Annotated in this window: 22 protein-coding genes; 9 read left to right on the top strand and 13 right to left on the bottom strand. The window is 38.8% G+C overall.

Annotation, left to right across the window (positions count from 1 at the left end; translation table 11 throughout):
• Window positions 1–7 precede the first annotated feature (7 nt).
• From L0951_RS02140 to L0951_RS02110, 7 genes are all read left to right on the top strand, one after another.
• Window positions 8–421, top strand: a complete 414-nt coding sequence (locus L0951_RS02140; RefSeq protein ID WP_234109210.1) for an SMI1/KNR4 family protein — start codon at window positions 8–10, stop codon at window positions 419–421.
• 26 nt (window positions 422–447) lie between these two features.
• Entirely contained in the window at window positions 448–1143 is a 696-nt protein-coding gene (locus tag L0951_RS02135; RefSeq protein ID WP_234109209.1) for a hypothetical protein, read from the top strand.
• Window positions 1144–1183: 40 nt separating this feature from the next.
• Window positions 1184–1675 carry an ankyrin repeat domain-containing protein gene (locus tag L0951_RS02130; protein WP_234109208.1) on the top strand — a complete coding sequence of 164 codons (492 nt, stop codon included), beginning with the start codon at window positions 1184–1186 and terminating at the stop codon, window positions 1673–1675.
• Window positions 1676–1741: 66 nt separating this feature from the next.
• Entirely contained in the window at window positions 1742–2572 is an 831-nt protein-coding gene (locus tag L0951_RS02125) for a hypothetical protein (protein WP_234109207.1), read from the top strand.
• A 3-nt stretch (window positions 2573–2575) separates the two neighbouring features.
• The gene (locus L0951_RS02120; protein ID WP_234109206.1) at window positions 2576–3409 is read left to right on the top strand and encodes a hypothetical protein; all 834 of its coding nucleotides are present in this window, start codon (window positions 2576–2578) and stop codon (window positions 3407–3409) included.
• Between the two features lie 17 nt (window positions 3410–3426).
• Window positions 3427–4563: a hypothetical protein gene (locus L0951_RS02115; RefSeq protein WP_234109205.1), complete on the top strand. Its 1137-nt coding sequence runs from the start codon at window positions 3427–3429 to the stop codon at window positions 4561–4563.
• A 67-nt stretch (window positions 4564–4630) separates the two neighbouring features.
• A complete protein-coding gene (locus L0951_RS02110; RefSeq protein WP_234109204.1) occupies window positions 4631–5365 on the top strand; it encodes a hypothetical protein in 735 nt (244 codons plus the stop codon).
• Window positions 5366–5798: 433 nt separating this feature from the next.
• Here L0951_RS02110 and L0951_RS02105 read toward each other — a convergent pair whose 3' ends face one another.
• The 13 genes from L0951_RS02105 to L0951_RS13675 all read right to left on the bottom strand — a co-directional run bounded on the left by L0951_RS02105 (window position 5799) and on the right by L0951_RS13675 (window position 15979).
• On the bottom strand, window positions 5799–6323 hold the full coding sequence (locus L0951_RS02105) for a DUF4252 domain-containing protein (protein WP_234109203.1): 525 nt from the start codon (window positions 6321–6323) through the stop codon (window positions 5799–5801).
• A gap of 165 nt (window positions 6324–6488) precedes the next feature.
• Window positions 6489–7751: a DUF4252 domain-containing protein gene (locus tag L0951_RS02100; RefSeq protein ID WP_234109202.1), complete on the bottom strand. Its 1263-nt coding sequence runs from the start codon at window positions 7749–7751 to the stop codon at window positions 6489–6491.
• Window positions 7752–7831: 80 nt separating this feature from the next.
• Complete coding sequence (locus tag L0951_RS02095; protein WP_234109201.1) at window positions 7832–8482, bottom strand: hypothetical protein; 651 nt, start codon at window positions 8480–8482, stop codon at window positions 7832–7834.
• Window positions 8483–8492: 10 nt separating this feature from the next.
• On the bottom strand, window positions 8493–9005 hold the full coding sequence (locus tag L0951_RS02090) for an RNA polymerase sigma factor (RefSeq protein ID WP_234109200.1): 513 nt from the start codon (window positions 9003–9005) through the stop codon (window positions 8493–8495).
• Window positions 9006–9121: 116 nt separating this feature from the next.
• On the bottom strand, window positions 9122–10093 hold the full coding sequence (locus L0951_RS02085; protein WP_234109199.1) for a tetratricopeptide repeat protein: 972 nt from the start codon (window positions 10091–10093) through the stop codon (window positions 9122–9124).
• Window positions 10094–10233: 140 nt separating this feature from the next.
• Window positions 10234–10650 (bottom strand): PaaI family thioesterase, encoded by a 417-nt coding sequence (locus tag L0951_RS02080; RefSeq protein WP_234109198.1) that lies wholly within the window; start codon window positions 10648–10650, stop codon window positions 10234–10236.
• 62 nt (window positions 10651–10712) lie between these two features.
• Window positions 10713–11849: a 3-hydroxyacyl-CoA dehydrogenase NAD-binding domain-containing protein gene (locus tag L0951_RS02075; RefSeq protein WP_234109197.1), complete on the bottom strand. Its 1137-nt coding sequence runs from the start codon at window positions 11847–11849 to the stop codon at window positions 10713–10715.
• 88 nt (window positions 11850–11937) lie between these two features.
• On the bottom strand, window positions 11938–12735 hold the full coding sequence (locus L0951_RS02070; RefSeq protein ID WP_234109196.1) for an enoyl-CoA hydratase-related protein: 798 nt from the start codon (window positions 12733–12735) through the stop codon (window positions 11938–11940).
• Window positions 12736–12865: 130 nt separating this feature from the next.
• Window positions 12866–13330, bottom strand: a complete 465-nt coding sequence (gene paaD / locus L0951_RS02065) for a 1,2-phenylacetyl-CoA epoxidase subunit PaaD (protein WP_262908420.1) — start codon at window positions 13328–13330, stop codon at window positions 12866–12868.
• A 107-nt stretch (window positions 13331–13437) separates the two neighbouring features.
• On the bottom strand, window positions 13438–14187 hold the full coding sequence (paaC, locus tag L0951_RS02060) for a 1,2-phenylacetyl-CoA epoxidase subunit PaaC (RefSeq protein ID WP_234109195.1): 750 nt from the start codon (window positions 14185–14187) through the stop codon (window positions 13438–13440).
• Window positions 14188–14264: 77 nt separating this feature from the next.
• Complete coding sequence (gene paaB / locus L0951_RS02055; RefSeq protein ID WP_234109194.1) at window positions 14265–14546, bottom strand: 1,2-phenylacetyl-CoA epoxidase subunit PaaB; 282 nt, start codon at window positions 14544–14546, stop codon at window positions 14265–14267.
• Window positions 14547–14584: 38 nt separating this feature from the next.
• Entirely contained in the window at window positions 14585–15832 is a 1248-nt protein-coding gene (hutI, locus tag L0951_RS02050) for an imidazolonepropionase (protein ID WP_234109193.1), read from the bottom strand.
• Between the two features lie 18 nt (window positions 15833–15850).
• Window positions 15851–15979, bottom strand: a complete 129-nt coding sequence (locus L0951_RS13675) for a hypothetical protein (protein WP_262908419.1) — start codon at window positions 15977–15979, stop codon at window positions 15851–15853.
• A gap of 154 nt (window positions 15980–16133) precedes the next feature.
• Here L0951_RS13675 and ruvB point away from each other — a divergent pair, with 154 nt between their 5' ends.
• Both ruvB and L0951_RS02040 read left to right on the top strand, forming a co-directional pair.
• Complete coding sequence (gene ruvB / locus L0951_RS02045) at window positions 16134–17156, top strand: Holliday junction branch migration DNA helicase RuvB (RefSeq protein WP_234109192.1); 1023 nt, start codon at window positions 16134–16136, stop codon at window positions 17154–17156.
• Window positions 17157–17207: 51 nt separating this feature from the next.
• Window positions 17208–17816 (top strand): FMN-binding negative transcriptional regulator, encoded by a 609-nt coding sequence (locus L0951_RS02040; protein ID WP_234109191.1) that lies wholly within the window; start codon window positions 17208–17210, stop codon window positions 17814–17816.
• Window positions 17817–17840 lie beyond the last annotated feature (24 nt).

Raw genomic sequence — 17840 nt, 5'->3', positions numbered from 1 at the left:
ACATACAATGGAACTATTTGTCACCGAAAACCCGCCCATCACACTCAGCGACATACAGGAATTTGAGACCGCTATAAGATTATCCCTGCCCGAAGATTACAAATCCCATCTGCTGAAGTATAACGGAGCCACAACGGAAAGTATCTATATGTATTTTGGTGAGCCGGACGATGGCATCAACTTCTTCTACTTTCTTCCCTTGAAGTATGGCGATTCCTTGCATGTAGAAATAGTAGATTATTTACCGGAAAAACACCTTTTCATAGGATGTACCCAAACCGGGAACCTCGCTATGTCGCTTAATGACGAGGACTACGGACATATTTATGTCTATTATTCAGAAGGAGAACTCACTTGGCTGGCTCCCTCTTTTACCGCGTTTGTATCCGGTTTGATTGATTATACTGATGAGATGGAGTAGACAAAAACAATTAAAAAAATAAAACAATGATAACAGAACAATATTTACAGTGTTTAAAGGAATTGGAAAGCAATCCGAATATAGAATTCGTAGATTTTCAAACGACTAAAGAGCTTGCTAACTTTTCTGAAGAAATGCTGAGATTTAATCAAGAAGACATTCTTGAAATGGGTGAAGTAAAACTCAGTGATGATGATATGGAATACTTCAAATTTGCATCCATATCAATTAGCTGGAAAAGTTTGTTGGGAAAACCAGGAATTATCTTAAAAGGCGGTTTTGTATTTAATGGTATTACCGATGCAATGCTTTTTCCAATTGATTATTTTGATAATGCTAAAAATATAAACCCGAATGAAGATCGTTCCGAAAAATTAAGATGGTTCGACCGTTTACCGATAGGAGTAGATGACAGTATGCGTGGTTGTTTTATCACAGAAGCAGGAGATTTTCCACCACCAATTGCTTTTTGTAATGCAGGAGCAGATTGGTACATCAAACTGGAGTTTGATTACTACAACTATATGGAGTTGTTATTTCAAAACTACGGTTTCAAAGGATGGCAGTATTTCTATATGGATATTGTAAAAGAAATCCCCAATCTGGATGAGGTGTTAGACGATATGCGTGTAGCGGTAAAAACCTTACCCTTATTATTTCCCGATAAAGATTGGTCGTATCATCAACAACGATATGATGAAGTAGTGGAGAAAATGAAATAAAAAATAGAGGCATTATAAAATTAAATAAGAATTAATCGCTATGAATCAAGAACTAAAAAAATTAAAATATACAATTCAAGACCAAGAGGATCAACAAAGTACAATCGAAATTTTGAAAAATTATGATATCGAAATTGATCTTGATGGAGGAACACCTTTACATCATGCCATTATTAATAATAAAAATGTAGTTGTTACATATCTGATTCATAATGGTGCAAATGTAAATGCACTTTATGAAGGCGATTATACTCCGTTAATGTCTGCTATTGATAGAAAAAATAATGAAATGGTAAAATTATTTCTGGAGCATGGTGCCAATGTTCGTCTTGTAGATAAACATGGCAATGGAGCATTGTGGAAAGCCGTATTCTGGAATAATTTAGAAATCGTAAAGCTATTGGTAAACGCAGGAGCAGATCCGTTTAAAGAAGTAAAAGACGGATGGAGCATTTATGATGGCGCAAAACACATTGGCGTAAGCGAAATAGTTGATTTTTTTGATAGTGTGCGAGAAGGTTTTGAAAAATAAGCGTATCGTCAACAACGATATGATGAAGTAGTGGAGAAAATGAAATAAATTTTAGAAGCAAAAATTATGTTAGAAAAATTTGAACAATGCATCAATGAATTAAAGGAAAATGCGCTGGTAAATGTAAGGGAAGAAAATACGGCAAAGAACAGGAGATTACTTCCATTTCGTGATTACAAGGAGAATTTTGATGAAGTGTATGCAGCACTAAAAGTAAATGTTCCCGAAGCAGATTATCAATACGAAGATTTAGGAGCGTTAAGTTTAGATTGGGATGCGGTTACTGACCAACCCGATGAAGAATATCTTTGGGGAGGTTTTAAAATATTGGGTCTTTTGGAATCCCTTGGATTGCATTCCCATTTTTGGGATATCTACAACAACGACAATCGCTTTTGGAGCAACAACCCGCAACCCGAAGCTGAAGCTGTGTGGAAAGATTTTTTACCAAAGCTTAATTATTTTCAAAAATCAGGGCACGGCGATGATGGAACATTTGGTTGTATTTTGAGAGAAGAAGGCATTTATCCTTGTCCTGTTTACTTCTACGATTCAGGCATTTGGTTTAAAATGGATTTGAGTTTGGAAGAATATTACAATACAATGATTGACTGCAAAGCCGTATATTATTGGCAGTATTTTTATATCGCCACCGAAGAAATTGTACAAAAATTGGGCAATTTCAAACCGGTATTTATAGAATATGATGAAAAGTATTTAGAAGGTCCGCATCCGTTTGGAGATAAATTCCGTGACGGAATATTTACCTATTCTGCAGAAGGTGTTTTGCACCAAATGAAAAACATCATCAAGCGTTTGCCGAAACTTTTCCCTGATATGGATTTAACCTATTTCAAAGAAAAATGTGATGCGCTGGAAAAAGCATTGAAACAATAACAAATGGAACTATTAGAAAAAATTGAGCAATTCATTAATGAATTAAAAAACAATCCTCATATTTCTGTAAATGAGGAAAGTGTAGCTGATAACAGGGAATTATTGGAATACTGTAACAAAAAGAAAAACTTTGAAAAGGTTTTTGAAAAAACAAAAATACGTGTGTCCGAAGAAGATTGGAAATATGAAGATTTAGGAGCTTTATCTCTTGATTGGGATGCTACTACCAACGAACCAGATGAAGAATATTTTTGGGGAGGTTTTCAGTTGCAAAATTTTTCAGCTGCATTATCGTCACGTTCCAATTTTTGGAATCGTTATAACAGCCAGCGTTTTTGGAAAAACAATCCACAACCCGAAGCAGAAGCCATTTGGGAAACATTTTTACCCAAACTCAATTACATCAATGGTTCTGGTCACGGCAGCGATGGAACATTTGGTTGCATTTTGAGAGAAGAGGGCATTTATCCTTGTCCTGTTTATTTCTACGATTCAGGAATTTGGTTTAAAATGAACTTGGAAATGAAAGAATACTACGAAAAAATGCTTGAATGCAAAGCGGTTTATTACTGGCAATATTTTTATGTAGCAACCGAAGAAATTGTACAAAAATTGGGCAATTTCAAACCAGTATTTATAGAATATGATGAAAAGTATTTAGAAGGTCCGCATCCGTTTGGAGATAAATTCCGTGACGGAACTTTTACCTATTCCGCAGAAGGAGTGTTGCACCAAATGAAAAACATCATCAAGCGTTTTCCGAAACTTTTCCCTGATATGGATTTAACCTATTTCAAAGAAAAATGTGATGCATTGGAAAATGCTTTAAAACAATAATTTCAAATCATAAACAAATGAAAATAAACAACATACACCAAGACCTGAAAGAATTGTATAAAGCAAAAGCTTCGGTAAAGTCCATATTCGGAGCCGTATTCGAGCATGAAGATGAAATCAAGCGTTGTATGAACATCTTCCGTTCAGGATTTTGGTCAGTTGCTCCGTTTGCATTTGAGACTTATGAAACGTATGGAATCCAGCTTCAACCCAATAAATCGCTGAAAGAATCCAACGCAGTTTTAGGAGATGAGAATGGTTTTATGACGACTTCCAATAACCTTTCGGGGTTTATTCCATTTGGACAGTTGGAAATGCTAAGAAATCCAAAATTTATTAAATACATTTTGGATGACTGTAACTTATTGGAGGAACTTTCATTGGCATTCAGAGAATACACAGACAATTTAGATTCACTGAATTTCTTAAAAGAATACCTGCGCCATCCTGAAAAAATAGCCCTGCTCAAAAATCCTTCTGAAAAGTACAGTAAAGTGTATCTTGATTTCTGGAATCACTACAACAATACACCCGAGCAGCACGCATTTTCAACCCTAATGCAAAAAATGGAAGCGGACCCATCATATTTACCTGAATTCGAAGCCAAAGATTACGGAACCTGGAATACACGTGCTTACCATGCAATGGCGCAAAGAGCCTATTCCAAAATAGATGTCGATAAGGTGGTTCAATTTGAAAATTACAATTTTGAAAGCATCATACAACCACATGGCTTCGATTCTGTAGCATATTCTTTCGATATCTTGCCAAGTGCCATAATGGCTACAAATGCTTTAAGCGGAATCATTGCACTTTTTGACTCCAATCCTGATTTGAATTTTAATTATTCACCACAAATAGCAAAACATCCTTTGTTCAGCGCAACAGAACATCTCCGAATAAACAAAAAGACCTACGACGGAACCGAACACATCAAAGCAGCGAAAATAATAGACGAAGAACTGAACAATCCGGTTTTGGCATGGAATGCGTTGGTAACAGCAGGTTACTGGAGCGGAGTTAACTATAAAGAACCCAATATGGAAGCGTGGCAAGCCGCTATTGATTTAGCAAAAAAACACAACTGGACAGCAATTCACGAAATCCTGACTGACCAACTGGCTTTCTACGATTTTTATAAGAATAAAATTTGAAACCACATTTAGAGCCTGATTTGGAGGCATTCGGAATAAAATATTAAGTAATAAAAGCAAAATTAAAATGACAGATATCTATAACTTATTTTATGAGAAAATGTGCTATGAGCAAATATTTCATAGTGATTCTTTAAAATGCGGAGGATTAGTTACCGGGGGAAAAGACGAAAAGCAACTATTTTTAAACGAAGCAGAGCAACATAAAATATCACTTTTCCCTGCCTTAATAGAATTTTATACACAGGCAAAATATGCACGTCTAAATTGGAGAATTGTAGATGAAAAATCAAGAAACGGGAAAGAACGGGAAGCTGTTTTCAAAGAAGATTCTTGGATAAAAGAAAATTATTTAGACAAAGGCTATAGCTGGGAAGCTGTAAAAATTTTACTAAGCGGAAACCTGAATATTTCCGAACTCAAAAACATACTCGATATTGACGATTTGAAAGCTACGGGAATCTATCAGGTTGCAGAAAAACTCGGAATGAAAGGCGGTGATCTGCGCCCGATAGATTTCAACGAATATGCCGTTGCCTGTATGAAAGTAGAAGATGGAAAGCTCATCGACAACATTTATCTGTACACAGGATTCGGAGGGTTGCCGGAAGCATTGCACAATATGAACGTAACCTTTGAGCAGTATTTAGAACTGGCCTACAAAGCCAAATGTTTTGACTATTGGAATCTCATTTATTGCCTGAAAGACAAAGTGCCGAACCAGGAACTGATGCGGCGATTTTTTCCGGTCATTTTCCCGCATTTAGAACCTGATTTGGCAGATTTTGGGATAAAATATTAAACAATAAGAATACTATTCAGACAACTCAAAATCGTATAAATCATTCCCTGAAATCGATTAAAACCTTAAATAAATAAAGTTGCTGGAAAAGACAGGCATTATTACAATTATGAGGCAGAGGATACCCTTGAATGATCCATTCCCATTCCGCAGCCAACTCCGGGATTTGATATTTTTTATACTTTGACCGAAGCTGAAAAAGAACACTATTTAAGGATAGGAATCAAATCCCTTGAAGAACGGATAGAAAACATGCGGACCAACTTTTCCACTTTTAAGGTGTTTCCTTGCAAATAACCCTACTGTTATTTGATTTGTAATGAGCCAAAAGTCTAATAATATGCAGGTTTTAGATCATAATTTTTCGAAGTGAACCCCAAAAAAATGACCGCCTTGTACTGCGGTCATCAAAACAATTAAATTAATTGGAGTGTTATTTCGAAACAAGTTTTTTCATGTCATTCTTTTCAGAGAAATTAATCACCCGTGAGAGGTCTTCCGCGGTGAATTTGCCGCGCACATCCACGTAAACCAGTTTAGATCCGGAAGCCACGGTGATCAATAGGTTACGGATTTCCTCACCTTTCTGTTTCGCCTGGAAATTGATGGTTTCCTTTTCTTTCTTAATGGTCATCCATTCCTCATAATTATTTTTGGTGAGGTATTTCGCAAAATCTGAGACCATTTCGTTATTTCCGTTTTCCACGGTCATTACTTTGAGTTTACTGATTTTCTTGACGATCGCGATGATTTCTTCGCTTTCGCCATCTTCACGCAAGGCTTTCTTCACAAAGGGTTTCGCAAGCCAGAGCGGAACATTAATGCTCACAAACCTGGCGTCTTTGTAATCATAATAAGGATTGTCAAAGAATCCTATATTCGGACTTTTGGAAACGATGCAGGATTGCAGGCTGAAAATCAGGATTAGAGGCAGACAGAATGATATAATTCTTTTCATAGTTTTGCTAAGATTTTATTTTTAGCACATTAGTCATATCGGTTTTCACTGCTCAAATTTTGTCGTATTTAAAACCTATTGTTGGAAGCGTCTTGATATTTATCCTTCCGTCCTTTTTAGAATCAGGCGTATTACCCGTATGACTAATGCGTGAACAAGTCTGTTTTAATTAATTGGTTTTGTGGAGCCACCGCTGTTGTTGGATGACGAAAAGTTATTCGGTTTCCCTGCGTATCGCACACTTCCGCCGGAAGAGGTTGTGGAGGAAAGGTTTTCTGTAGCATTCACTTTTACATTTCCTGCGGAAGACGCATTTGCAGAAACGGTTTTCGACGCGAGGTTTTGCGCATTGCAGCTTGCCGCACTCGAAACCTGAAAGGTAGCGGAGTCGCTTTTTCCGGTAATTGAGGACGATGAACCACTTGTTCCGGTGAAGGAAAATGCTTTGGTTTCCACCTTCAGTTTCAGGGTTGCACCGGATTCCACATTGGTCGTGATTTTATTCCCGTTTAATTCTGCGTTGATCGCACTTCCCGATTCGGCATTCACGGTGAAAGCATCTTCATTAATCCCATTTAAAGTTGAAAGTGATGCGCCGGATTTGGTGGATATGCTTTTCAGGTTCGGCGCTTCCACATTCACGAAAAGCTTTTTGAAGCGGATGTTTCTGTTTCCGTCTGTTTTTAGATAAATCTTTAAAATCCCGTTTTCTACATTGGTTATGAGGTATTGCGCCTTATCGGAATCCACATCCACCGTCACGGATTGGTTGTTTGATTGGGTAAAGTTCACCTTAATTCCTGAAGAAACTTCAATTCCGCTGAACTTTCCTACATTTCTCACCTGTGTTATTCCGGCAGGACTAATGCTTTCGGTAGTAACTGTGGTTCTTTGTGAGAATTTTTCAGTTTCGCTGATCAGTTTGTTCACATCATCCATTGAGATTTTTCCATCGAGCATCATCAGAACTGTGTTGTCTTCGGAATTGATGCTCAAGATCAGGTCGTCCAGGTTTCCGTTGGTCGCATCAGAAGAGAGGAATTTTATTTTGCTGTCTTTGCTGTTGACGGTGATCAACTCCTCATATTTCAGATTTTTAATGGAATTGGTAATATCGTTTTTCAGGTTTTGGAAGTTCATCAAAGGCTTTTGGTTGTCTCCTTCCAGACCTTTTGGGGAAGTCGGTTTTTCCACGATCAGGATTTTTAACCCGTTGATTTTTGCCAAAAGTGGTTTGATCTGCTGAAGTTCGGCATCGTCGATATTCAGTTTACCGAGCATGCTGAACATCGGTTTTGCAATCTTGATGGAAGTAACACCGGCAGATTCCTGGTATTTCTCGAACAATTGGTCTAGTTTATCTTTCTGCGCATTCACAATGAAGAAATGCGAAAAGAAAATGGCGAATATGATTAGGATTTTTTGCATGATGTTTGGTTTTCTATTTTTTTAGAGTCGAATAGAGCCGAAGCGGCAATCAACTCCGATTTTTGTTATATCATTTATTTTTATTCATTCATGAAATTCGGAATCGCTTCCGTTTTCGCCACCGTTTTTGAAACGTTTTCAGACAGGATCCTGAATGAATATTTGGTCAGATCGATGGCTTCTTTTTCACTTTCAATCCTTTGTCCGTTGATGATCACGTAATTGGATTGATATTCTGGTGTTGCAGATTTTTTGGGTGCAGATTTTTGGGGTGTGGAAACATAATGCTGCCGAACCTGTTTTTTCAGCCGGCCTCTTCTAGGCAGGATTTTGTCCATGATTTCATCATCGCTGGTTACTGTTGCCGAATCTGTGATGATGCTGTCTCGATCGATTTTCAGCGAATCCGTGGTGTGCACTGCCACGATTTCTTCGCCGTTTCCGAAATCCGGTTTCTGTTTCAGGATTTCATTTTTCACAATTTCGTCTTGTTCAGTGATCGATTTTTTATGGAATTCATTAAAGAAAACTCCCAGCGAAGCAAGCAGTACTACACTTGCCGCCACCATGTACAGTTTCGGAAAAGACGCGCTTTTCTTCTCTGAAATGATCTGGATCGGTATTTCTTTTTCAGTCTCTCTCAAGAAATCCCCGAAATCCCAGTTCATTTTCTCGGTTTTCAATTCCTTGAAAATTTCACTGTATTTTTCATTGGATTTTTCATTTTTCATGGCCATGCATTTATAAATTATCGATCATTCTGTTTTCAAAATCCATGAGGTTCTGGATTTGTTCCTTAATTTTGGTTCTCGCCCTCATCAGGTTAACCCGCACTGCATTCTGCTCCATTTCCAGGATTTCAGCAATTTCAGCAACTTCATATTCCTCCACATCTTTCAGGTGAATCACGGCTTTCTGTTTTTCGGGAAGCCCGTTGATGAAGCTGATAATCTGTTCCTTCAGATTGTTGGTCTCAATCTGGTAAAGCTCACTTCGGTGCAATTGGAAATCTGCAAAACCCATTTTCACGTCGTGGTGCTTCAGCCGGTTCAGGCACTCGTTTTTCACCGATTTCAGTGCATAGGATTTAAGGTTTCCGAATTGGGCCAGTTCTTCTTTTTTCTGCCAAAACTTCATCATCAGATCCTGCACTACATCTTCCGCTTCGTCACTGCTCATCACGAATCTTTTCGCAAAACGGTACATCTCATCCTTGAGGCAAAATACCGTGTCTTTGAATGTTTCGTGAGTCATAGTTTCGTTTCTGATAGTAAGACAACGAAGGTCGGAAATTTATTACATGGAAATAAAAAAAACTTCAATTGGGGTTGAAGTTTTTGTGTCTGTAAAAGAGAAATTTATATCGGATCTTATTTTATACAATAAGCGTCATATAGTTTGGTGCCAGCAGTTTGTTCTAAATCTTTTAGTCTTTTCAATGTGGAACACATATTTTCTTTATCCTTCAAGAAAGAATAAATCGAGACAATATTATATAATGCATCGACTTTTGCTGGATTAAGTTCGAACCCTTTATTGAAGTTTTCAATCGCCTGCGGATATTTTTTGTCTTTAAGATATGCAATCGCTTTTTCAAATTTTTCTCGCGCTTTTTCAAGGTCTTCTAATTTTGGACCGTAAACTTTTGGAATATCACTCACGTCATCCATGAAATAATACATCTCCACCCTTGAAAAGATCCCAGTTGCAGATTTTTCTTCCATGCTTTCAAAGACTAATGGAATTATTATTTTGCTAAAAGAATTAAAATTAGTGAGATCCCAATTATCAAAACTGTTTTCTACAGCGTTTTTGAGTATGAGGAACTTTTTGTCATTTTCGAATTTTTTGTTGTCGATTTGGAATTCAACTTTTTTCAACTTTGGACTTATTAGTATGTTTCCTTTAGCAGTAAATCTTGGAAATGATGATGTTAATAATTTTTTTTCGATTTCGGAATTATAAGATCTTCTTACAGTTGGAGTGAAGTTCGGGGTTGCAATCAAAACTGAATCATTCTGATGTTTTTCGATATTGTCTTTCAGTATTTTTGATGATTTTACAAACCAAATTTTTTGTATTTTATCTTTTTCGGTTTTACCTTTAATGCTTTCATAAACAATTAAGGAATCACTGGTAATTTTATCGATCATATAGCCCGAATCAGGAGAATTCACCAAAAGATTATTGTTCAACGTATAATCTACACAATTATTTGGTTCTGAACTCAAGGGATAATTTCGAAAACATAATTTTGAGCTTGTGATCTTCCAACCATAATATTTCTCTCTGACGTACCCTTCATTCAAATCTTTGCTTCCGTCAAGCGTTCTCATTTTCACTTTCGTCCAATCTCCAACAATTTCCTGCGAAGTGATCTGGGATTTAATGCTAATGAAAACTAAAAAGAAAATCAATGTATATTTCTCCTTCATAATCTGGTACAAAAAATTTTTCAAAAAATATTAAATTAAGAATTACTTTACAACTCCGTCACTTTCTTATCGATCTTATACACCGTTCCCCGAAAAGTCGCTACCAGAACTTTGTGTTGGTTGGTGATGGAAATGTCATAAACGCCGGTTTTCCGGGTATCGGAAATCAGAATGCTTTCAGCGGTCAAAGTGTCGCCTAATCTCACCGCTTTCGTGAAATTCATGATGCAGTTCAGCGCCACGGAAGCGTCATTCGTGTTATTGCTCGAAAAAGCCAACGCCGAATCGGCGAGCGAAAAAGTAACGCCGCCGTGAACGGTTTTCAGTCCGTTGATCATTTCTTTTTTCACCGGCATTTCGATGAGGCAGTATTTTTCGCGTACTTCGATGAGTTTGATTCCCATCCATTGCGAGAAATGGTCTTGATTGAGCATGTATTGGGCGAGTTCGAAGGGGGTCTTCATGAGTGGTTTAGTAATTGTGTTGGGAGTTTTTTTGAGTGTAAACTTTCAGAGAATTCGATTTATTAATTCTCCATTCCTCTAAGCAGCGGACTTTGGCGATACCTTTCCTCCTGATATTCCTCGTACAATTTCTGCAGCGTTTCCGAAATTTTTCCGTAGCCGATTTCAAATCCCCACGCCAATAATCCTTTCGGATAATTCACGCCTTTTTGCATCGCCAGTTCGAGGTCTTCGTCATTCGCGATTCCCAACCTTTTTGCTTCCACCGCTTCGTTGATGAGCATGGAAATAATCCGGTCAAAAATGGTTTGGTACAGTTCGCCGTCTTTTTCGGGAGTTGGTTTTTCAGCATTTTCGGAATAATCATAAAACCCTTTTCCGGTTTTTCTTCCCAGGAGTTTTGCTTCCGCCATTCTTTGTTGGAGTAGGGAAGGTTTGTATTTCGGGTCGTAGAAATAATCGGTGTAAACGGTTTTCGTAACGGAAAAATTCACATCAATTCCAATCAAATCCATCAGTTCAAAAGGTCCCATCCTGAAATTTCCCAAAGTCCGCATCGCATCGTCGATCTGTTCCGGAGTGGCTATGTTTTCTTCGGCGATTCTCAAAGCTTCGCCATAAAATGGTCGCGCAATTCGGTTCACGATAAATCCGGGAACATCTTTGGCAATCACGGGAATTTTTCCCCAACTTTCCATTAAAGAATAAATTTTCCTCGCCAGTTTTTTTTCGGTTAAAAGTCCTGGAATGATCTCCACCAAAGGCATCAGTGGAGCCGGATTGAAAAAGTGGATTCCAATAAAACGTTCCGGATTCTTCAGTTCCGAAGAAAGGGAAGTAATCGAAATAGAAGAAGTATTGCTGGAAATAATACATTGGTCAGAAACGATTTCTTCCAGATTCTGAAAAACTTTTGTTTTGATTTCTTTGTTTTCAATGATGGCTTCAATCACCAAATCACAATCTATAAAATCAGAAAGTTCGGTGCAGCATTTTATTCTGCTGAAAATCATTCTACTTTTCTCAAGGGAAATTTTCTGTTTTCCGACCAATTGATCTAAAGTTTTTTGCAAATTCAGCAACGCTTTTTCAGTTTGAGTTGAATTGGCGTCAAACAAAAAAACATCGCAACCGGAAGTTGCCGCAACTTGCGCAATTCCGATGCCCATCGTTCCGGAGCCGATGATTCCTACTACCATAATTTAACACTATATTTTATGTCAAAGTAACCATTTCAATGCATAAATTATGGATCAATCAATACATTGGTTCATGGTCACATTAATTTTATCTTCCTTTATATTCGGGCTTCCTCTTTTCCAAAAATGCAGTTACTCCCTCCATGAAATCTTCTGATTCTGCAGCTTCCTGCTGCAATATTCCTTCGATATCAAGCTGTTTACTTAAACTGTTTTCATAAGATTCGTTGAATGCTTTTTTGGTAAGCGCAATTGCTTTTGTGGGCAAATTAGAGATTTGTTCCAAAATTCCCATGGCATTCACCATGAAATTTTCATCTTCAAAAACATCGGCAATTAATCCCAAATTTTTAGCTTCTACCGCTGATATTTTTTTTCCGGTAAACGCCAGATAATTCGCCTGCTGTCTTCCCAAAAGCTTCGGCAGCCAATAGGTTCCGCCGGTGTCTGGAATTAAGCCAATATTTACAAATGCCTGCGAAAAATAAGAGGATTCCTTGGCCAATGCAAGATCACAGATCAGCGCCAACATTGCGCCTGCTCCCACTGCAGGACCATTGACTAATGAAACAACCGGTTTTCTGCAATTTGCAATTTCCTTTACCAAAGGATTATAATAATCGATCACCATCCTCTGGATCACGCGCTCCTCATCAGGATCGCTGAAAGACATGGCATCTTTTAAATTCTGTCCAGAGCAGAAAGCTTTTCCACGACCGGAAATCGCAAGACTTCGGATGTTCTCGTTTCTGCTTCCATCATGAACAAAGCTTCGAAGTTCGGAAAGTAAAGTTTTATTTAAACTGTTATACGTTTTTTCGTCATTCAGATAAGCGATTTGCAATTTCCCGTCAAAATGGGATTCTATCTCGAGTTGGGTGTACATAATATTGATGTGGTAGTTTGATACTGTGTTAATGCGGACTTTAACAAATATAAAGTTTTAATGCTATTTAAAATAAAAACTGTTATGTTCAGAATAGTGTTGGTTCCCATCTTCAAATCATCTCATCACCTTAGTGACATTTAAAATAATCAAAAGGCTCCAAACAGTTGTTGCACTGATAAGTTGCTTTGCATAAAGTGGAACCAAACCTGCTGATTTCGCGGGTGTTTTCTGATCCGCATCTCGGACATTTTTTCGGCACGTTCAAATGGTTTTCATTCGCACCTTTTTCTGGTGGTGTGATGCCATAGTCCCGAAGTTTTTCCCGTGCTTCATCGTTCATCCAATCGGTGGTCCAAACCGGGGAAATTTTCGTGATCACTTTTGCGGAAATTCCATTTTCTCTAAAAAGCTTAATGATGTCTTCCTCAATATTAAACATAGCCGGACAAGCCGAATAAGTAGGCGTGATCACGATTTCCGCCTCATTTTCCGAAATCATTTTCGCGTCCCGCACAATTCCCAATTCCACAATATTGATAACGGGAATTTCGGGATCAGGAATTTGGGAAAGGAGTTCTAAGAGATGATTCAAAATGATAGGGAAACTGGGTTAAATTGAGAATGTGTTTATGTGCTGATTTGAAAATGGATCCATTTGAGCATTTTCATTTTCAAATCAGCACATTGTTCAATTACTTTTTACCAAACACAATCCGGATAAGTCCGCTGCATATACTGCAATTCGCAAAGGATATATCCGAAATATTCCGTGTGGTAACCGGTTCGGGAGCCTTTCTGCATAAACTCGCTTTCGGGAATGGCAATTCCGAAATCGGCGAAATCTTTGGCAACTACTTTTTTCCAATCTTCGTACAAAATTTTGGAGTCAGGAGCAATGTCAAGTTTCACCAAATCTTCTTCACCGGCGGTTTCCGCGAAAATTCCAGCGGTGTATTCCCAAAGATTTTCCACTGCATTTTGGAGCCGGGTTTCACTTTCTTCGGTTCCGCCCGCAAACATTTTAACCCAAGTCGAAGCATGGGTATAATGGTATTTTACTTCTTTCAACGATTTTTCGGCGATGGCAGCAATTTGCTCATCGCTGCTTTTCATTAATTCGGTATAAAGAATTTTTTGGTAAACAGCGAAGAAATAAACTTTCAGAATGGTGTTCGCATAATCGCCGTTCGGAAGTTCGGAAAGTTGGCAATTCAGATATTCTTTTTCCAATCGCAGGAAGGCCAAATCGTCTTCGGTTTTTCCCAGATTCTGTACTTTGGCGGCGTATTTGAAAAGGTTGTTGCTTTGTCCCAAATAATCCAGCGCGATATTCGTTAATGCGATGTCTTCTTCCAGATAAGGTCCTTTTCCGCAGAGTTCGCCCAACCTTTGACCAAAAATCAAAGTGTCATCGGCGAGTTTTAAAAGGTAGTTGTATAATGGGTTCATTGATTTGAGATAAGAGATTAGGAGCGTGGAGCATAGAGACCTTCTCGGGTTTCTTGTCTCATCGTCTCGGGTCTGTTCTACATGTTTTTCACATCATTCGGAATCTCATAGAAAGTCGGATGGCGGTATAGTTTATCGTCGGCTGGATCAAAGAACGCTTCTTTATCCACACCTTCAGAAGTCACCACATATTTACTCGGAACTACCCAGATTGAGGTTCCTTCCATTCTTCTGGTATAAACGTCTCTTGCGTTTTGCAGCGCCATTTCTGCGGTTGCTGCCTGCACTGTTCCTGCGTGTTTGTGTGAAAGTCCCGGCTTTGTTTGGATGAAAACTTCCCACATCTCTAAGTTGCTCATTGTGCTAATTTTTATGGTTTTAAAGATAAATCTTTTTTTTAAATTTTTTCTCCTTCAATATAAACTGATTCGGCTTTTAAGCTTCCCTGCTGATAAAGAATGTTTTGGAAATTATCGGTTTTAAAAGTCACAAAATCTGCTCTCTTGCCTTTTTCCAATTTTCCGCGGTCTTCTAAATTGAGTGCAAAAGCCGAACGGAATGTAATTCCGGCCAAAACTTCCGCCGTGGAAAGTTTCTCAAAAGTAGCCAAAATAGAAGCCTGCGTAATGAGATTTCCCATCGGTGCAGAACCGGGATTCCAGTCAGAAGCGATGGCTAAAATACCGCCTTTGTCCAGGATTTTTCTAGCCGGAGTAAACTTTTCGCCCAAACCTAAACTTGCTCCCGGAAGTGCAGTTGCAACCGTTTCCGATTTCGCTAAATATTCAATGTCTTCATCAATAGTTGCTTCCAAATGGTCAGCGGATTTTGCACCCACCTCCACGGCAATTCTCGAACTTCCGGGCGTGAATTGATCGGCGTGAACGGTGATTTCAAATCCCAGATTTCTTGCCTTGAACAAAAACGCTTTACTTTCTTCCGGCTGAAATGCAGATTTTTCAATGAAGATATCTACTCGTTTGGCCAGGTTTTCTTCTTTGACTTTGGGTAATATTTCTGTTAAGATATAATCCAGATATTCCTTCGAAGTTCCTTCAAAATCTCTTGGTTTCAAATGTGCGGAAAGACAGGTTGCAACCAAAGTCGCTTTTGTTAGCGATTGCGCTTTTTGGATGGTGCGAAGCATTTTCAGTTCGTTTTCAAGATCCAGACCGTAACCGGATTTTATTTCAATCGTGGTAATTCCTTGGGAAAGCAGGAAATTAATTCTTTCCAAAGTCGTTTTCAATAACTCTTCCACGGAAGCATTTCGGGTATGTTGAACCGAGCTCCAAATTCCGCCGCCACTTTCTGCTATTTCGAGATAGGTTTTGCCGGAGTTTCGCATGGCAAAATCATTCGCACGGTTTCCACCAAAAACGATGTGGGTGTGCGAATCGGTGAAAGCGGGAACAGCGATTTGGGTATCACTGATGAACTCTAATCGAGATTCCTCATTCGGCGCATTGCCATTTTCCAAAAGTTTGGTTTTCAATTCTTCATAATTTCCCACCTCCACGATTTTCCCGTCTTCAGTTAAAATCCCTCCATTTTTGATGATTTCTAACTGGTCGTCTGTAAGTTTTCCTCTTAATGGAAGTTGGGCTAAAGTGACGATTTGTGCAAAAGGTCCTGTGAGTTTCATGAGTGTAAAAATAAGGAATTAAAACCATTCGTTATTTTCTGATCCATTGTTTTGATTAAGGAAAAGCAACGCCCCGAAAAGTGAGCCGGAATGGTTGTTGATGTCGGTTTTCTCTAATCCGGAAATATAGTTGTGTGGCAGGAACAAACTTTTATTCCAATCTACCGGTTCCAGATTTTACTGATGCAACATAATCAGTGCAAAAGGGTTTCGTCACCGATTTTTCTTTAGAAATGAAGCCGGATTTTTCACCATTCCGTAAAAAATTCATTACCTTTGAGACTATTCAAAATCATACTTGATGCCCGATTTTTTACATGCCGATAAGGAGAACTATTCCCATGAGGAATTAATGCAGGAAGAGAAAATCCGTCCGCAGAGTTTTGCGGATTTTGCCGGACAAAGGAAAACTTTGGACAATCTGGAAGTTTTCGTCGCAGCGGCGAAAAATCGTGGCGGAGCTTTGGATCACGTCCTGTTGCACGGTCCTCCCGGACTGGGAAAAACGACTCTGGCGCATATCATCGCAAACGAACTCGGCGTGAACTGCAAGATTACTTCGGGTCCCGTTTTGGACAAACCCGGAAGTTTGGCCGGATTGCTCACGAATTTAGAAGAAAATGATGTGCTTTTTATCGATGAAATCCACCGTTTGTCACCGATTGTGGAAGAATATCTGTATTCGGCAATGGAGGATTACAAAATCGACATCATGCTGGAAACCGGTCCGAATGCGCGCAGTGTTCAGATTGGTTTAAATCCTTTTACTTTAGTGGGAGCAACCACCAGAAGCGGAATGTTGACCAAACCGATGCTTGCACGATTCGGAATTCAAAGTCGTTTAGAGTATTACACGGTGGAACTTTTGGGAATGATTATCGAAAGAAGTGCAAGAGTTTTGGGCGTGAAAATCTACGAAGACGCTGCCCTGGAAATTGCCAGAAGAAGTCGCGGAACGCCGAGAATTGCCAATGCTTTACTAAGAAGAGTCCGTGATTTTGCGGAGATTAAAGGAAACGGCGAGATTGAAATCGGAATCACCAAATTTGCCCTGAACTCTTTAAATGTAGATGAATTTGGTTTGGACGACATGGATAATAAAATAATGCGGGTGATGATCGAAAACTTCCGGGGAAAACCGGTCGGGATTTCGGCACTCGCCACTTCGATTGGTGAAAATCCGGAAACGCTGGAGGAAGTTTATGAACCGTTTTTGATTCAGGAAGGATTCATCATCAGAACGCCGAGAGGAAGAGAAGTGACGGAGAAAGCGTACCGACATTTGGGGATTTCCAGAGCGAAAAATCCGGGGGAACTTTTTTAGCAATATCTCTAAAATTTCAACCGTTCTTAATCTTTATTATTAAGCATAAAAATGTTTATACCCAAAATATACAGAAGCGAAGATGAATCATTGATGAAGAAAATCATTGATGAGAACGGTTTTGCATTGTTGATCTCGAACAAGGAAAAACTGTTTGCAACCCACTCCGTATTTTTGCCCAACAAAAATGAAAATGGCTTTTTCCTGGAAACCCATATTTCAAAAGCCAATTTTCAGGCAAAAGTTTTGCAAGATGGCGATGAGGTTCTGTGTGATTTTCTGGGATCGAATTGCTATATTTCTTCCAGTTGGTACAACCATAAAAATGTTTCGACCTGGAATTATGAGGCGGTTCAAGTTACCGGGAAAATAAAAATAATGACGGATGACGAACTTTATGACCACCTGACACGGATGACCTTTAAATATGAAAAGCCGCAAAAATGTCCGTTTTTCGTGGAAAATATGGGTGAAAATTTTGTGAAAAATGAAATGAAGGGCGCATTTGGAATCAAGATAATTCCAACCGAGATCTCCATAGCAAACAAACTCTCACAGAACCGGAACGCGGAAGATAAGAAGCGGATTATCGAAAATCTTCAGGAGATTGGCGATGCCGGTTCGCTGCAGATTGCTGAAAAAATGCTCAACCTTAAATAGTGTTTTTCAGCGTTGTCAGTGCTT

This window comes from Chryseobacterium sp. R2A-55, assembly GCF_021401085.1.
GTDB lineage: Bacteria > Bacteroidota > Bacteroidia > Flavobacteriales > Weeksellaceae > Kaistella.
This window is presented reverse-complemented; position numbering and strand designations above follow the sequence as displayed.

Bases quoted from the DNA above. Each gene is read 5' to 3' on its own strand.
- L0951_RS02130 (WP_234109208.1), top strand. From the start codon at position 1,184: ATGAATCAAGAACTAAAAAAATTAAAATATACAATTCAAGACCAAGAG.
- L0951_RS02140 (WP_234109210.1), top strand. From the start codon at position 8: ATGGAACTATTTGTCACCGAAAACCCGCCCATCACACTCAGCGACATA.
- L0951_RS02120 (WP_234109206.1), top strand. From the start codon at position 2,576: ATGGAACTATTAGAAAAAATTGAGCAATTCATTAATGAATTAAAAAAC.
- paaC (WP_234109195.1), bottom strand. From the start codon at position 14,187: ATGAACCCATTATACAACTACCTTTTAAAACTCGCCGATGACACTTTG.
- L0951_RS02090 (WP_234109200.1), bottom strand. From the start codon at position 9,005: ATGACTCACGAAACATTCAAAGACACGGTATTTTGCCTCAAGGATGAG.
- L0951_RS02105 (WP_234109203.1), bottom strand. From the start codon at position 6,323: ATGAAAAGAATTATATCATTCTGTCTGCCTCTAATCCTGATTTTCAGC.
- L0951_RS02100 (WP_234109202.1), bottom strand. From the start codon at position 7,751: ATGCAAAAAATCCTAATCATATTCGCCATTTTCTTTTCGCATTTCTTC.
- L0951_RS02110 (WP_234109204.1), top strand. From the start codon at position 4,631: ATGACAGATATCTATAACTTATTTTATGAGAAAATGTGCTATGAGCAA.
- L0951_RS02095 (WP_234109201.1), bottom strand. From the start codon at position 8,482: ATGAAAAATGAAAAATCCAATGAAAAATACAGTGAAATTTTCAAGGAA.
- ruvB (WP_234109192.1), top strand. From the start codon at position 16,134: ATGCCCGATTTTTTACATGCCGATAAGGAGAACTATTCCCATGAGGAA.
- L0951_RS02040 (WP_234109191.1), top strand. From the start codon at position 17,208: ATGTTTATACCCAAAATATACAGAAGCGAAGATGAATCATTGATGAAG.
- paaB (WP_234109194.1), bottom strand. From the start codon at position 14,546: ATGAGCAACTTAGAGATGTGGGAAGTTTTCATCCAAACAAAGCCGGGA.
- L0951_RS02070 (WP_234109196.1), bottom strand. From the start codon at position 12,735: ATGTACACCCAACTCGAGATAGAATCCCATTTTGACGGGAAATTGCAA.
- L0951_RS02115 (WP_234109205.1), top strand. From the start codon at position 3,427: ATGAAAATAAACAACATACACCAAGACCTGAAAGAATTGTATAAAGCA.
- L0951_RS02080 (WP_234109198.1), bottom strand. From the start codon at position 10,650: ATGAAGACCCCCTTCGAACTCGCCCAATACATGCTCAATCAAGACCAT.
- hutI (WP_234109193.1), bottom strand. From the start codon at position 15,832: ATGAAACTCACAGGACCTTTTGCACAAATCGTCACTTTAGCCCAACTT.
- L0951_RS02135 (WP_234109209.1), top strand. From the start codon at position 448: ATGATAACAGAACAATATTTACAGTGTTTAAAGGAATTGGAAAGCAAT.
- L0951_RS02075 (WP_234109197.1), bottom strand. From the start codon at position 11,849: ATGGTAGTAGGAATCATCGGCTCCGGAACGATGGGCATCGGAATTGCG.
- L0951_RS02125 (WP_234109207.1), top strand. From the start codon at position 1,742: ATGTTAGAAAAATTTGAACAATGCATCAATGAATTAAAGGAAAATGCG.